Annotated in this window: 8 protein-coding genes; all 8 read left to right on the forward strand. The window is 45.6% G+C overall.

Annotated elements, in window-relative coordinates:
* Positions 1-31: 31 nt before the first annotated feature.
* Positions 32-1,618, forward strand: coding sequence for an extracellular solute-binding protein (locus GC096_RS20040; RefSeq protein WP_171632638.1), 1,587 nt, complete (start codon positions 32-34; stop codon positions 1,616-1,618).
* An 88-nt stretch (positions 1,619-1,706) separates the two neighbouring features.
* Positions 1,707-3,446 carry a sensor histidine kinase gene (locus GC096_RS20045; RefSeq protein WP_171632639.1) on the forward strand — a complete coding sequence of 580 codons (1,740 nt, stop codon included), beginning with the start codon at positions 1,707-1,709 and terminating at the stop codon, positions 3,444-3,446.
* Positions 3,443-5,068 (forward strand): response regulator, encoded by a 1,626-nt coding sequence (locus GC096_RS20050; RefSeq protein ID WP_171632641.1) that lies wholly within the window; start codon positions 3,443-3,445, stop codon positions 5,066-5,068. Before GC096_RS20045 ends, GC096_RS20050 begins: the two co-directional genes overlap by 4 nt.
* A gap of 87 nt (positions 5,069-5,155) precedes the next feature.
* Positions 5,156-7,372, forward strand: coding sequence for an FAD-dependent oxidoreductase (locus GC096_RS20055; protein WP_171632643.1), 2,217 nt, complete (start codon positions 5,156-5,158; stop codon positions 7,370-7,372).
* A 17-nt stretch (positions 7,373-7,389) separates the two neighbouring features.
* Positions 7,390-8,598: an SGNH/GDSL hydrolase family protein gene (locus GC096_RS20060; protein WP_171632644.1), complete on the forward strand. Its 1,209-nt coding sequence runs from the start codon at positions 7,390-7,392 to the stop codon at positions 8,596-8,598.
* Positions 8,599-9,179: 581 nt separating this feature from the next.
* Positions 9,180-14,783, forward strand: coding sequence for a golvesin C-terminal-like domain-containing protein (locus GC096_RS20065; protein WP_171632646.1), 5,604 nt, complete (start codon positions 9,180-9,182; stop codon positions 14,781-14,783).
* A 294-nt stretch (positions 14,784-15,077) separates the two neighbouring features.
* The gene (locus GC096_RS20070; protein ID WP_171632648.1) at positions 15,078-16,028 is read left to right on the forward strand and encodes a carbohydrate ABC transporter permease; all 951 of its coding nucleotides are present in this window, start codon (positions 15,078-15,080) and stop codon (positions 16,026-16,028) included.
* 13 nt (positions 16,029-16,041) lie between these two features.
* Positions 16,042-16,872 carry a carbohydrate ABC transporter permease gene (locus GC096_RS20075; protein WP_056608742.1) on the forward strand — a complete coding sequence of 277 codons (831 nt, stop codon included), beginning with the start codon at positions 16,042-16,044 and terminating at the stop codon, positions 16,870-16,872.
* The last annotated feature ends 9 nt before the right edge of the window (positions 16,873-16,881 follow it).

Here is a 16,881-nt window from a genome sequence, read left to right on the forward strand (position 1 = left end):
AATATATATACAAGCAAAAGGAGAGGTCAATATGGAACGTAAAAAGATTACATTTACTGTTCTGGCTGCTGTCGTAGGGCTGGGAACGCTATTGTCAGCATGTGGGAACCAAGAAGAAGTTAAGCCTGCAGCTTCGAGCAGCCCTCAAACCGAGGCTAACAAGTTTGCGACCAAAATGAAAATCTCGATGTTTAACCAAGGGACTTTCAATGCTGCTGCTCCGATACCTCCACGTGAAGAAGATATTCAACGCCAAATGTTGGAAAAGGCGATGAACATCGATTTGGATATGACGATTCCTCAAGCTGGGCAGGCAACAACCAAACTGAATACGTTGATTGCAGGAGGAGATATTCCCGATTTGCTCTTCTTGAAGAGTCGATCCGATCTCGCACAATATTATGACCAAGGTGTGCTTGCGGATCTGACGCCATACTTGGATCAATTTCCCGAATTGAAGAAGCGTTTTGCTAAAGACTCCTGGGAGGCGACGTCCTATCTGGGCAAAACGATTGGAGTTCCAGGTTATGATAATGTAAACGGTATCAGTCGAAGCTACTTTATCCGGAACGATTGGTTAAAAAAGCTAGGCATGAAAGTGCCGACAACCCCTGACGAGTTGTTCGAAGTGATGAAAGCCTTTACGGAGAAAGACCCTGATGGAAACGGCAAGAATGATACGTACGGATTCATTGGCGGTATGAATAAAGAAGGCAATCTGCAAACTTACGGCTTCGATAGCTTGATGTGGATGTTTGGCGTCAATCCTCCCTCCGCCATTGATGTGAAAGATAACAAACCGGTGTACTTATTTATTGATCCGAAAATGAAGGAAGCGCTCGGTTACATCAATAAAATGATGACAGCGAAAGTTGTGGATCCAGATTGGGTGACGATGAATACGCCTGATTTGTTGGACCAAAAGTTATTTAAAGGTAAAGTTGGCTTTATGATCAGAGATGCCCGCAGACTAGAACCGGATTATCAACAGAAAATGAAAGAAATCGGCGGAGAAGTACCGGAATGGATCGTTATTCCTCCAATGAAAGGGCCATACGGCGATCAAATCGTAGAGAGAAAATCGTTCCAAGGCAATTCATGGGCCATTTCCAAGAAAGCGGATAAGGACAAAATCATTCGAATCCTGTCTATGCTGGAATATATGTTTACGGACAAAGAAGCCTACCCGAATTTCGCATACGGAATTAAAGGAATTCATTGGGATGTCGTAGACGGCAAGATAAAAAATAAAAACTCTGAATTATCCAAAGAAGTGAAAGAAAAGTACCTATGGGTTGATCATTATAGAATGCCGCGTCGTGGCGATGATGCCGAGTACTTCAGCTTCCAGAATCCGAAGACGGCAGAAGCTTTCACGAACAATCAGCAATATGTAGGTCTTACTTTGCCTGGGAATTTGTTGACGGCAGACCCGAGCGATACTTTGGCAGCAGACCGCACACGTTTCATTAATGAAAGCTTAGTCAAATTTATGTCTGGGAAAGACCCGCTTACCAACTGGGACACTTTCCTCAAAACATTGGATACCAAGTTTGACATGCAGAAATATAAAGATACAGCCGTTAAGCAATTTAAAGAAGCAGGTCTAATCAAGTAATAGACGAAGAGAGTGGCGATAAATCGCCCCTCTCTTTGTTGTCATATGCTAATCTCAGTTTAATCCAGATTTAAAAGGAAGATGACCGATGCGAAGAAGAATCAGCTTGCCTATAAAACTATTTATGATTGTGTTTGCGTTCGTGTTAAGCTGCATCATATTGATAAGCCAATTGTCCTATCGCTATGTCCAGAAGGAAATTAGAACCAACGACATTTATTACACGAACCAAATATTGGACAAAGTTGACCAGTATCTAACGGTTAATTTTTCTTCCTTCCAGACGATCTTGTTCTCGGTCGAAACTTCGGTGAAAGCAAACATTGCCAATACGGAAGTGATTAAAAAGCAATTAAGAGAGCTCTATGAACTCAACAGCAATTACGTGAGTAACATTTACTTGATCAATAGTGATTTATCTATTCTAGGCGGAAGTACGACTACGCGAATTTTCGATGAACCTTTATCGGACAGAAAACCTTTATTTGATGCGGCCGACAAGAACAAACGGACTACATTTGTCAGTGATCCTTATAAATCGAAGTATTCCGGTTGGACCGTTACGATGGTGCGATATCTGAACGGCACTCCGACTCCTATGGCCATTGCTGTAGATTTGGATCTAAATGCGATTGAAGAAACTTTGTTTAAGATTAATAAAAAAGAACGAATGAATCTAGCTTTGATTACCACATCGGGTAAAATTATTGCTGGATTTTCGGAAAATAGAGGACCTCTAAGTATTCAAGATCATACGTTTTCAATTGGGGACATGTCGGCAGAGCAAATTCTGGATACGACGGGAACAAGCCTACAACTCCATACCAAAGATGGCTTACCGGTCTCCATTCTGAAGAAACCGACGGAGAAATTCAATTGGTTCCTCATCTCGATGAATGATGAATCTCGCATGGAAGCTGCGTTGTCCAGATTGGAAAACTATTATCTCGGACTTCTCGTTGCAGGCTTGCTACTAAGTTTGTTCATTTCCTTCTTTATTGCCAAATATATAAGGAATCCGCTCTATGCACTCAAAACAAAAATGAAGAGGGTAGAGCAAGGCGATTTGACAACGACAGTTACCATTAACCGAAACGATGAATTCGGTGATCTTTCTCTAGCTTTCGACCGTATGCTGCAGCAAATTGTGGAACTGATACGGCGAGCAGAGCTTCATAATGAACTGGAGCGGAAACTGGAAATCCAAGTGCTGCAATCTCAAATAAATCCTCATTTTCTCTATAATACGCTTGGATCAATCAGTAATGTCATACGTCTTGGACAAATTGAGAAAGTAGATGTGGTCATAGGGTCTCTCATTGCCATATTGGAATACGGGATCGCCGACGCTTCGGAGAAGGTTTCACTACGTCAGGAGTTGCGCAATGTATCGGACTATATCGCGATCCAGAATATCCGTTATAATAGGCACTTTCATCTGATTGAGCATATCGAAGAGGGGTTAATGGATTTTCCGGTTTTTCGTATGCTGCTGCAGCCCATTGTGGAAAATAGTATCTTCCATGGCTATAACGGCGGTGGAATCGAAGGCTCGATTACGATTCATGCGTACAGGAAGGGCGGCTTCGTCATGGTCGAAGTCATTGATCAAGGCGAAGGCATTCCAGCTGATCGCATACCGCATATTTTAATCGCAGACCCGAGTGATCTGGAAGTAAAAAGGAAAAGAATTGGGTTAAACAATATTCATGGTCGAATAAGACTTCACTATGGGGAGCAGTTCGGGCTCCAAATTATAAGCACGCCTCAGGAGATGACCTGTGTTCGCGCTGTATTCCCAGTAGGTTCGTTTAAAGGAGATGTATGACGGTGAGAGACTACACCTGCTTCATTGTTGACGATGAAGATCTAATCATTCAACGCTTGGAATTATATTTTAGCGAGCTCTCCCATAAGGAAACACGATTCCATTTAGTTGGGAAAGCGAATAATGGGCAGAAGGGGATCGAGGAGATTTTAAAGCTCAAACCAGACATCGTCATCTCCGATATCGTGATGCCGCGAATGGATGGGATTGCCATGATTGAGCAGTTAAAGCTGGAGCTGCCTCAGACCCAATTCATTCTTTTGACTGCCTATTCGACGTTTGAATATGCACAGCGAGCTATCCATGCCAACGTCATGGAGTACATTGTTAAGGTTCCCTTGAATGAAGCAGATTTGGATCGAGCTTTGGGTAAGGCAGCTGGCATTTTGGATGAGGTTAAGAAAAAAGAAGAGGAATTTCAATCTTTAAACGTGTCCGTTCTTGAAAATAAATATAGGGTTCGCAAGCAATTTTTTAACGAACTGATTAGAGGCGAAATACCTTCTCATCGCGTATCGAATTTTGCCAATCGTATGGAGTCCCAGTTCTTTCAAGCCAACTACTGTTGCTTTATTGTTGAAATGAATCTGTATGAAAGTTTCCGAAATGAATATTCAGCGGTTGATCAAAACATTTTAAAATATGCGATTACGAATGTCATTGAAGAAACTGTGATGAATAGTGGCAGGGGTGTAGCTACGGATCTATCCGATAATCGTTTTATTGGCTTTCTTTCGTGGGAACATAATCGCAGTGAAATGGATACGGAATTTGCTTGCCAGGAATTAGGAAGTCAGATCGTCACTCATTTGCAGCAGTATTTGAATCAAAGAGTGTCCGTAGCTTTTGGCGGTCCGCATAGAGGTTGGGAATCTATCAAACAAGCTTACACGGAAGCTCAAAATGTGAGTGAGGATTTCTATTATCATGCAGAAAAAGTAGTCAAAACACCCGCGCATCGGTTCCATTACCGGAATGACAAAAGAGAGGAATTCCAGCAAAAACTGGCTGATTTTCTAGTAGGGGTGCAAAGACAAGTTTCCAAAGAAGAACTGGAGAAAGAATTTGTGGTGTTAAACCAATTTGCTACGGATCATAAAATCCATAGGTCCATCATGGCACCTATGCTTCGAGACTTGTACAGAGACATCATTATGAAATTTAAATCGGGGAACACGTCGACCACGGATATAGCCGAGTTTCCTATAGAATTTATGGCATTTCGTGAGCAACTTGCCTATATTAGTGACTTCACATTCCAATATGTACACGCCGGTCAACTTTTACATCGGGCAGAAATCATGAGAGCCATGCGCTTTATTGAGAAAAATCTGAAACAGCGTTTAACCTTGGAGGCTATTGCTGAGGATGTAAACTTAGCGCCATCGTATTTTAGCAGCCTATTTAAGAAAACAATGAACGAAGGTGTAATCAGCTACATCAATCGTAAAAAAATCCAACTGGCGCTCGAACTGTTAAATGTGCAAGATTATTCGTTATTGGAACTGTGTGAGGAAGTGGGCATTGTCAATGAAGGATATTTCTGCAAACTATTTAAAGAATATACGGGTGACACACCTAAGCAATATCGGATCAAAATGACTCGGTATGAATCTAAATAAAATATGATTTTTTCTTGAAATCATGTAAATAAACGGCGAACAAAAGGCTTACCATGATAGATGTATCTAATCATGGAGGTTATCAAAATGGAGCTTATTAAAGCGGATGTAACCGTCGTAGGCGGAGGTATTGCTGGGCTATGCGCTGCGATTGCTGCTGCTCGTCAAGGGCTGCAAGTGTCGCTTATTAATGATCGGCCAGTTCTTGGGGGAAATGCCAGCAGCGAGGTTAGGGTTCATATCAATGGATCGGCCTATCTTGGCAAAAGTCCATCCTATTATGCACGTGAGGGCGGATTGATAGAAGAGCTCAAATTGAAGATTTTCCACTATAATCCGTTATATAACAAAAAGCTTATGCTTTCGCTTTCAGATACGGTCTTGTTGGATATGGTTTATGCTGAGCCTAACATTTCGCTATTTCTGAATACGTGCGTGCATGAAACGGGCATGGAGAATGGCAGAATCAAATGGGTGGAGGGCCTCCAATTGGCTTCCGAAAAGAAATTCCGTTTTGAAAGCCGAACCTACATCGATTGCTCCGGAGACGGGGTTGTCGGATTTCAGGCAGGTGCGAACTTCCGATGGGGGAGAGAAGCGAAGCATGAATACAAGGAAGACTTGGCTCCAGAAGTGGCCGACCATTACACGATGGGAGACACGATCCTTTTCCAAGCACGCAACGTAGAATATTCGGTTCCTTACAGGAGGCCGGGCTTTGCGTATGATATTACGAAGTTGCCCTTTTTTGAAAGTATCAAAAAAGGTTTGAACCATCGGGCTTTTCCAAGGAAAATCAACGGACTTGGCGGCTTGTGGTGGCTAGAATACGGCGGTCATATGGATGTTATTGCAAATAATGAAGACATCGCATTGGAACTGCGGAAATTGGTTTACGGGATATGGGATTATATCAAAAATAGCGGCGAATTTGATGATGTGGACAATCTCATCTTGGATTATGTTTGCCCAATTCCGGGAAAACGGGAATCGAGGCGCTTTATTGGGAATCACATGTTGTCTCAGACCGATCTTACAGAAAAGCCGCATTTCGATGATGCTGTATCCGTCGGTGGATGGTATATGGATTTACATGCTGCGAAGGGCATCTACGATGAGGGACCGGCTACAGCCTGGAATTTCGTGCCTGGCTTATACAATATTCCTTTTCGGAGTTTGTTCTCCCAAAATGTCCCTAACCTCATGTTCGCTGGTCGCAATATAAGTGCTACGCATGTTGCTTTCGGATCGACAAGGGTAATGGCAACCTGCGGTTGTATGGGGCAGGCGGTTGGAACGGCGGCTTCGCTATGTCTGAAATATGAAGTAGACCCCGCAGACCTCGTCAAAGCGCATATGGGAGAGCTGCAGTCGCTACTGCTTCGAGACGGGCAAACGATTGTAGGGTTGAAAGAGGAATTGGATCCTTACTTCGCTGATGGATTAAGCGTAAGTGCCTCGTCTCAGCGCAGCTATGAGAATCTTGATCCAACCGAAGCGATCCCCTTGGAGCAAGGGTTATGTTTGGTTGTGCCGATCGAGACATCCGTGGCGGAAAGCGTACGGGTCAAAATTAAAAATAGCTCCGAGCATACGGAAACGTTGCATGTGAAGTTGTTTGGCGGGGATCGGAAGGAAAACTATATTCCCACCAGCCAGTTGAAAAACTATAGCTTAGCTATTGCTGCGGGTCATGACGACTGGATTACGCTGGACTTGGGCTTGGAGAAGCCGGCAGACGATAAAATTTACATCGTGCTGGAAGGTACGGAGAGCCTTGCCGTATACGGTAATGAAGAGAAACTGACAGGAGCGGTTAGCTTCCATTATAGGCCGGAAGAGCCGTCTAAGCTAAAGAAATTCAATAAGAGCATTTGCTTCAAGGACCTACTGCCATCGCAGAATATGTATAAACCCGAGAATGTCGTCAACGGCTATTCCAGACCCTATGGTCTGCCGAACGGCTGGATTTCCGAACGTACGGAAGGACAGGAGTGGTTGGAACTTAGTTTTGCAAGTCCTAAAAACTTGGACGAAATCCATTTTGTTTTCAACTCACAGCTGGATTTGGAACATTTCGACGATCCGATCGAGCCGCTTATCCAAGATTATGATGTGACCTTGACCTCAGAAGATGGAACCGAGAGTGAAATCAGTATCCGTGGCAATTATCACACGTTAAATAAACATAAGGTGGATGCAAAGGGTGTTACCCGAATCCGGATTCATTTCAGCGCAACTTACGGTTCGCCTTATCATGAAGTGTTTGCTGTAAAATTGTTTGCTCCTAAAAACGATAAGTAGGGTCAGGTGAAGTCGCGATGCAGGAATTATTCCCTCGAAGAGGGTTACCTAATGTCATTCAAAAGTTGGAAAATGGGGAAACGGTGACAATCGTCTATTTTGGCGGCAGTAATACGCGTTCTGCAGGATATCGGGTCATGACGGCGGACTGGCTTCGTGAGCAATATCCTGAAGCGGATATCCGCAGTGTGAATGCAGGCATTGACGGAACTGGCTCGGATTTGGGCTGTGCCCGTTTGGAGACGGATGTGCTGCGTCATCAGCCTGATCTCGTGTTTGTTGAGTTTGTCGGTAACGATGGCGGAGTGCCCGAGTCGAAGGCGCGGATCGAAGGGATCGTCCGTCAAATCCGCAAGCGGAACCTGTTTACCGATATCCTATTCGTTTATACGGTGAAAGAGCGAGACGTGGTAGGATTTCAGGCTGGGGAATACCAGAAGGGAGCCCTCATGCAAGAGGAAGTAGCCGACTATTATGGTATTCCTTCGATTCATCTGGGCGTAGCGGTTAGTCAATTGGTGACGGAGGGCAAGCTCGTTTTCACCTCAAAGGCAGGAGAGTCCATTCCTGGGGCTATTGTTTTTACGCATGATGCAATCCATCCGATCATTCCCGAAGGACACCAGATTTATACGGATGCGATCACTCGGTCATTTGAGCGGATTCGTGAACTGGGGGTTAGTTCGGGAAGCGTTGAACATAACCTGCCTCAAGCCACCTTGGTCCCGTCCAATCCGTGGGAGTACGCATCGATGCAGCCGCTGGATGGTCTTGCCCATTTATCGGCAGGATGGTCTTATGTGACGCCCGATGATTTTGAACTAGCCCGCAAGTATGATTGGTTGTTCCCCGGCCTATGGCGAGCAGTCGATCCTGGAGAGGCGATCACGGTGCAGTTCGAAGGCACGCACATCGGGCTGTTCGATATCGGAGGACCTGATTCCGGTAGATTGAAGGTGACGGTGGATGGCGGGGAGCCCTTCCTTGTCGACCGATTCACATCCTACAACGATCACAATCGAAATCAGTTTGTTTACTTGCCAGAGCTTCCGAATGGAAGACATACGGTTCGCTTCGAAATCGATAACGAGAAGACAGACAAAGCGGCTGTGTTTGAAGCATCCGGCAACGAGCGAAGCAAGCAGCATGTTGGGGAGCATCCGGATTGGTATGATCAAACGGTGATCCAGCTTGGGAAGTTGTTGTTGGTGCAGCCGCCCGTATAATGGATAGGAGAGGCTTTGCTTCTTGGAAAACCTACATGGTAACTGACTGCTGCCCAGCAGTCTATTACCATGTAGGTTTTTACCTTTTTGCGCAGGGGGGGGGGATCCTAGATGCCTTATTTTGCTGAAGTCGGCTGGAATCGAATCCGAAGGGAACGTAGATGCGCTAATTGGATGAATTGAAGCCATTTATCGTGTTTTTCGGCAAAATAGGGCATTGTAGTTCCTCTTCGATTATGATTTCGCCTATTTATTCGCAATTAGGACATCCTAGTTCCCTTTCGAGGGAGGACGTATGCATTTGGGACAGTCTCATCTTTCTAATTGGCGATAAAAGTAACATCTAAAACGCGGTTGCTCCTCCTCAAAGTACTGCAATAGAAGCTTTTTCACTTAAAATCTTATAAGAAATTCTAGAAATCGAAGAAATTTCACAGTTAGGTTACATGCTATGCTACAAAAGACGAAGGCGATTACCAGAAGGAGACGATAAATCGCTTCGTAACGATCTTTCTAACAAAGGGGGGTATTATTGTTTGTGTTTGAAAGCGCTGTCAATATATGGAGAGGATGTGAGTGATATGTTAAAAAGGAAGCTGCTTTTAATCGTTTTAATGATGACAATGATAGTGCCATTGAACTTATTCGGAGTAAGCCCCGCTAATGCGGAGTCCTTACCGAATAAGACGATCATCATCGATGATGGGAGCATCACGATTGATGGTGTTGTGACACCTGATGCGGATAACATGAATAACGGATACTCGGCTCCGAATTGGACCACAAGTACAGGTGTGAAGGGGTATGATAACTCCAGTTCGAAATATACAAGTACGGTAGGCAGAACCATAACGTGGAATCCACGATTGGACGCAGGAACGGCGCGAATATCGTTTTACAAGCTGGATTGGGCGGATAAAGCAGATAGCAATGTGAAAATCGAAATCGTTCATAATGGCACGACGGACGTTCAATTTATAGATTTGAGACCTTCATTCGGAGCGGCTGTGGGTTGGGTTGATTTGGGGGAGTACTATTTTTCCGGGATTGGCGAAGAATTCGTTAAATTGACCCGGTCTACCAGCAGCACCAGCACGATACTTACGCGCGCGGATGCGGTTAAATTCGAAGGGAATATTCAGCAAAAAGAGCCCCATAAGACGATTATTATTGATAATGGAAGCATCACGACGGATGGTGTCGTCACCGTGGATGTGGACAACAAGAATAACGGATACTCAGCTCCTTATTGGAGCACGAGCACAGGGGTGAAAGGGTATAATAATTCCAGTTCCAACTATACAGATGCTGTAGGAAGAAGTATTACATGGAATCCGCGATTGGAAGCAGGGACGGCGAAAATATCGTTCTACAAGCTGGATTGGGCGGATAAAGCAGATAGTAATGTGAAAATCGAGATTGTTCACAATGGGATTACGGATGTCATGTTTATGGATCTAAGGCCCTCATCAGGACCATCCGTCGGTTGGGTTGATTTGGGGAGCTATTATTTCAGTGGTGCTGATACGGAGTTTGTCAGGCTGACACGAACACAACCTACGACCGGAACAATCATTACGCGTGCGGATGCAGTTAAGTTCGAAGGGAATATCCGGCAGCAAGCGCCACCTTTGCCTCCGCTGCGCAGCCGCACATTGGCGAATCTCCATTATACGGAAAAAGGCAGCATTGAAAACGCAAACTATAAGGCGACTTTCTACGAAGCTGCTTGGGATGGCGGCAAATCCATCGTTCGTGATCTGTTCTACAAGGACACGGGGACAGGGAACTGGGTTCCAATGAATACGGTGCCGGAAAGACTTGAAGAACAATGGGTCTTATTGGATGGGAATGCGGGAAGTCGAACCAATTACTACGATACGATGAACAAACGCTGGATTACATTCGACGGGATCCATTTCCCTGATAGCCATACGGCCGTATTAACCGATTCTTTGCATGGAAGCGATTACGATTTAGAAGTAAATTGGTCCTTGGCAGGGGACAAACCGGACGTTTCCTTTGCTTTTACACCTCGCCGGAACGGGAATTATGTGATTGGCTATCAATCTTTCACAACAGAGCTAGTCTCTGGCATCAATGAAGTGTTAAGTGGTTTCAGGTCGCATGCCAAAATGGTAGGATCAGTTGAATCAACTAGCTTGAGGGAGTTAAGTGCTCCGATGAGTCTAGTTGAGAAGAATGATGGAGCTGGGAATGCGATATCGTATGGCATATTTGCACCATCTGAGGAGCTTCCGGTCGAGTTTGAACCGACGGGGGGCGTTTCCCAGCAACGGCTTGGCATGAGTTTGGTCAATAATGAAGGCAGCGTGCAGCCGATCCTTTATGCGCCACAACTAGGAACTTATTCACAAATGACCGCGGAAAGCACCTATCAATTTCATATGGGGTTAATCGCTCAGAAAAGCAAACTGTATGAAGCCTACGAGGATATTCTCCGCACTGAATACGACTATTCGGCATACCGAGAAAATGTCGCGGAGCAGTCACTTACTGACGCGATGTTTAATATGATCGATCTGCTCAAGATCGAACCGCAGGGGGATGACTCTGTTAATTATGTCCCATCACCAAGCGGGTGGTGGAACCGGGCCAAGGGCTTCATTGATATCGAGAACGAGGATAGCGTTCGAACAACATCGAATGCGGCTCTTCTGGGGGCTTATTATTTGACTGGGGACGACCAGCTTTACAATACGAGGGCGTTGCCGTTAATTCAGTACGGGGTATCGCGAAATGGTATCGGTTGGTCGCCGACACAGAAGCCCGTATACAGCGTACCATCGTTATGGAAAATGGCTACCTTGCCATTCGACGTTTCAAGCGTTGCCGCTGTCAATCAATTGCTAGGTACTTCGGCAGGCATTGGGGCGCTAGGGCAGGAAGAGTATCTTGTGCGAGATCCGGATCAGAAAGATCGGGGGCCTGTCATTCAGCCTCTTATGATGTATCGTATGACAGGTGATGCGCAGTACTTGCAGGCTGCCAAGGATGCAGCCGACAGCTATATCGCTCAAAATATCGATACGCCTGCATCCGTAAACGTGAGTAAAAATGAGTTTATTTATTATTATGGCAAGCTGTGGATGGAGATCTTGGAGCTGTACGAGGAAACGCAAGATCCCAAATATTTGAATGCCGCGTACAAGGAAGCCAAACAGTACGCCACTATGTTCGTTGCTCGTCCGGTTCCTGAAGGCACCGTTACAATTCCACAGCCAGAGACATATAATTACGCGGAATCGTTCCATTGGCCGGAAAGTGGCAAATACGCCTATCCTAGGAGCAAGCTCCCTGAAGATGTAGCCGGGGGCGTACAAGCGGATAGTTGGCTTGTTTCACCTAATGGGTTGACGTTTGAAGCGGGAAGCACAACCGGCTATTATCGGATGAATGCGCAGGAGGCGCCATTCATGATGAGATTGTCGCTCTATACTGGCGATAAATTATTGCAGGATATCGCGCATAATGCGGTCATCGGACGCTACTCCAACTATCCAGGGTATTATTATAAAGGCTTCGCGGTTAGTCAACTCCAACCGGATTTCCCTCTGGAAGGTCCAAGCGGGGCAACATCCATCTATTATCACCATATGCCAGCGCAACTCGGGCAAACGATGGATTATCTCATCAGCGAACAATCGCTGAAATCGAATGGAAGTATTACCTTCCCTTCCGTATTTGAAACTAATTTCTTATGGTTCAAATATCATCTCTATGGGAATAAGCCAGGACAATTTTACGGTAATTCCAACGTGTGGCTCTGGATGCCCAAAGGAATTATCGAGACCAACCATCCGCAATTGAACTGGATAACGGGAGAAAGCGGAAATAAATTCTACATCAGTTTAAGTAACGAATCGACGACTGAGGTACAGACTCCGATCGAATTGAATGCGCAAATGATCGGGTTCAACTCAGCACAAGATTATAATGTAACCATCATCCGCGATAACGGGACACCAGAGCAATCGGTGATGAGTGGCGGCATCATTCAGGCCACGGTTTCAGGCAAGGGAATAACGGCTATCATTGTGGAGGGACTGGACATTGATGTGCCGCTACATCAGGTTAGAACTGCTGATCCATCGGATGCGAGCTATTTCTTCGATGTCCACAGTCCAATCGATGCTGTTAAAGGCATGCTCATCGTCAAGCCCGACCAAACGTCCTACGATGCTTATGTGGAGGCAAAAACGACAAAGCCAGCGACGATCCATTACTCCTTGGATGGCGGGGCCACGTACACGACTGTTCCAGATACGATCTATCCGATGGAGTGGTCGATACGGGTAAATGATTTGTCCCAAACATTCACCTATTATGTGGAATCGGACGGAAAACAGACCCGCAAGCGGACGCTATATCTGCCAGATCACGTAGCAGTAACGCCAGTCCAACCAGAGTGGCAGGAGGAAGCATCCATTATTGTAGATAATACAGAGGCGGATACAGAAGGCGTCTGGATACGAGATACCACGGCCAATGACTACTACTACGATAACTATGTGTATGCGAAATCGACTGCGGGAACAGCAACAAGCACAATGAAATGGCGACCTGACCTGCCAGAAAGCGTCACATATAATGTGTATTACAAGCTCCCTCAAATAACTGCCACTAGCGAAAATTGGGCAACCAACGCCTCCTTTACCGTTTATTATAGCGGGGGCTCCGAGACGGTTACCGTTGATCAGTCCATAGCCAATGGGACGTGGGTATTCCTAGGAGCCTATCCTTTTGCAGCAGGGGATAGTGGGTATGTCGAATTAACGAATAAAGCCAACAAGTCACGGGTAGTTGCCGATGCCATGATGTGGGTGGACCCTAATCGAACGCTCCAATTGGAGTCGGTGGTTATCCAGTCGGATCGGGACGAATTACAGATGACGCAGGCTGCTCAACTGAGTGTAACCGGCTATTTGGACAACGGATTGATCGGTGATTTGACCCAGGCCAATGTGCAGTATTTCGTTGACAGAACCGATCTGGCTGCAGTGGACAGTAACGGTTTGGTGACCCTTCAAAACCTAGATGGCGTAACGGATCACATCGAAGTGTGGGCCACGGTAACGATGGACGGAGTGACTTTAACTACACCAAATTTGACCATAGCGATTAGGGATCTGACGATAATCGTCGACAGTACGAATACGTCCGGGTTATACACGACAGTAGGGTCTTGGAGCCAAAGTAATTTAGCCGGCTACAAAATTGGAGTGAAGTCCCGTTACTCTACTGTTCAAGGTTCATCGGCGACATGGAAGGCCCAATTCCCAGAGGGGAGATATGCGGTCTATATCTACAAGCTCGTCCATACAACGGCAAACGATAATCATGTCAAAGTCGAAGTGAAGCATCAGTCGGTCACCGAGGTGACCTATATGGATGCGACAGTTGGCTCATCGGGTTGGGTTAATCTTGGCACGTTCGACTTTTCAGGAGACGGCAGCGAGTATGTTCGTTTAACTAGGGACACTCCGACTACAGTAGATCCACCAACCCTTCCTGCGGATATGATTTATACGAGGGCTGATGCCGTCAAGTTTGAACGGCAATCCTTCAGTCAGGCATTGCATGCGAACGAGGTGCCAGGTAAACCGATACTATCGAATAATAGTGGTTATGCGTCAGGCTTATATGATGGCAATTATGAGGTTATGATGAATATGTGGTGGGGAAACAATGGCTCACTGTATAAGTTGTACGAGAATGGCCAATTGATTCAAACGAAGTCATTGACCGATGCATCACCAGCAGCCCAGACTTCCATTATTCCAATTCAAGGTAAGCCAAACGGAACCTATGTGTATACATGTGTATTATCGAATTTGTATGGAACGACTTCATGTGATCCACATACCGTCATCGTGAGTGATGCGAATCCCGGCAAACCTGTGTTGTCCAGTGACAACTGGGATCAAGATGGGAACTATAACATTACTGCTAATATGTGGTGGGGAACGAATGCGTTAGCGTATCGATTATACGAAAACGGCGTTCTTATCGATACGCAAGCTCTATCTTCACACACACCAAATGCGCAATCAGCAACTACACAAATATCGGGGAAAGCTCCTGGCAATTATCAGTATCGTGGCGAGTTTATAAATGGAAGTGGAACAACGGTGAGTGATGTTATACAAATTGTTGTAAAATAATCCTAAGAGCTGAGTGGATGAGAACGATCCATTCGGCTCTTTTGCATGTCCACGCAAAGACTCCGCATTGTGGGGTTATTTGGGAGGAGCATGAATCCGGGTCTAGAATTTCTCCAGTTATGTGCAGTATATATAAAGTTTAAGGGGGGGATTGTAGAAAAGGGCGGTGCTATAATGGCGTTACCAATACAAAGAAGGGGGCAATACCCATGAATACTAGCGTGAAGCATTGGATTTCCTCGTTGGGTCAACGAGGACTTCTGCCAGAAAATGGAATAAAGGAGGTCGGAGGGGATGACTGATTTACCCTTAAAGTCTGACATCATTCCGGCTGTAGGTGTGAGAGCCCTAAACCCCTTTCGACTCTTTTGGAGAAAGTATGGCGCCGCGTACCTCATGCTGCTGATTCCTGTTTGCTGCTTTGTTATTTTTTCCCTATACCCTATTGCTTGGGCAGTTAAATACGTTTTTTATTACTATGATGGAGTTAGGCCGGAGCGGTTTACGGGGCTGGCAAATTTCCGAGGACTGATGGATGATCAAATTTACTGGTCTAGCCTCTGGAAGCAGGCTCTTTTCTCCCTGAAAATCATCCTTGAGCTTCCTCTGGCCTTTATGCTGGCTCTGTTCCTCAGTTCACAAATGAAAGGAAAAAATGTGTTTCGGGCCATGTTTGTTATGCCTTACATTCTGCCGGCCTCAACGATGGCCTTGGTGGTTTATATCCTGCTGAACCCGTATAACGGGGGGCTTAATCAGCTGCTGCTCGCGTTAAACCTGATCGATCAACCCATTGCCTTCCTGTCAGGCGGGTGGACAGCTTTTGTTAGCGGGATGGTTTTAGACGCCTGGCAGAATTTCGGGATCAATATGCTGCTTTTACTTGTAGGTCTGACCAGCATTCCGAAGGATGTCTATGAAAGCGCTGATATCGACGGAGCTACGGGGTGGACCAGAGTACGTTATATCTCCCTTCCAATGATGGGGCGGATTCTGCAGATGATTTTGTTCCTGTCTATTCTAGGGACACTCAAGTCGATGGGCCCCTTTCTCGTCCTTACGGATGGTGGACCGAACTATGCTACCGAGCTGACCTTCTTGTATATTTTTCATCAGTTTTTCGGAGGAGATACAGGCACCAATTATGGCTACGGGGCAACAGTGGCGGTGTTTACCGCACTTATCCTGGTCGTGATATCGATAGGCTATTTCAAGTTGACTAAGAAAATGGATTATCATAATTAAGGAGGACAGCAAAGTGAAACATCTGTTAAAGTGGTTAAAGTATGTAATTTTGTCTGTCGTCGCCATCCTAACATTGATTCCGGTGCTTTACGTCTTGTTTTATTCCTTCAAATCCAATCAGGAATTGATTACAGGTGGCGGCTTGCTACCTCGGAAGTGGATATTCTCCAACTATTCGGAGGTATGGGAGGAGCTGAATTTCTCCCTGTATTTCTATAACTCGGTGGTTTTTGCTACGGTTAGCTCTGGGCTGAGTGTGTTTATGGGGGCGATGTCTGGGTATGTTTTTGCCAGAACCCAATTCCCTGGAAAACGACTACTCTCTCTGTTGGTCATCGGGGTGATGTTCGTCAGCCTAGGTCCGATGACTCTGTTTCCAAAGTTCAAGCTCGCCGTGGATTGGGGATTGACGAACAGTATTTTTACGATCCCACTTGCTGCCTTGTATGGTTTGGGGGCTAGTGTTTTCCTGTACGAAGGCTTCGTTAAATCGCTCGGGAAGGAGATGGATGAGGCGGCAATTGTTGATGGTGCATCCTATTTCAAGCGTTTTTATCGACTGACACTGCCGTTGATGGCTCCGATTACCGCTACTTTTTTCCTGTTGGAATTTATTGCGGAATGGAACACTTATATTTTTCCTTTAGTCATGAGTATCGGTAATCCGGATACCAAAACACTGACTGTAGGTGTGGTTGAACTGCGGAATATGGGTTCTGGAGCAGCAGCCTGGAACTTGTTGCTGGCGGGCTCGATGATTTCGGTTATTCCCGTACTTGTCGTATTTATTGTTTTAAACCGGCAAATTGTAGGTGGACTTGCGCAAGGTGCTGTGAAGGGTTGACAGATCGGA

Origin of the sequence: Paenibacillus plantarum (assembly GCF_013141695.1) — a bacterium.
GTDB lineage: Bacteria > Bacillota > Bacilli > Paenibacillales > NBRC-103111 > Paenibacillus_E > Paenibacillus_E plantarum.

What these genes read in the sequence shown, in the direction of transcription:
- GC096_RS20040 (WP_171632638.1), top strand. Translation starts at nt 32, where the DNA reads ATGGAACGTAAAAAGATTACATTTACTGTTCTGGCTGCTGTCGTAGGG.
- GC096_RS20045 (WP_171632639.1), top strand. Translation starts at nt 1,707, where the DNA reads ATGCGAAGAAGAATCAGCTTGCCTATAAAACTATTTATGATTGTGTTT.
- GC096_RS20050 (WP_171632641.1), top strand. Translation starts at nt 3,443, where the DNA reads ATGACGGTGAGAGACTACACCTGCTTCATTGTTGACGATGAAGATCTA.
- GC096_RS20055 (WP_171632643.1), top strand. Translation starts at nt 5,156, where the DNA reads ATGGAGCTTATTAAAGCGGATGTAACCGTCGTAGGCGGAGGTATTGCT.
- GC096_RS20060 (WP_171632644.1), top strand. Translation starts at nt 7,390, where the DNA reads ATGCAGGAATTATTCCCTCGAAGAGGGTTACCTAATGTCATTCAAAAG.
- GC096_RS20065 (WP_171632646.1), top strand. Translation starts at nt 9,180, where the DNA reads ATGTTAAAAAGGAAGCTGCTTTTAATCGTTTTAATGATGACAATGATA.
- GC096_RS20070 (WP_171632648.1), top strand. Translation starts at nt 15,078, where the DNA reads ATGACTGATTTACCCTTAAAGTCTGACATCATTCCGGCTGTAGGTGTG.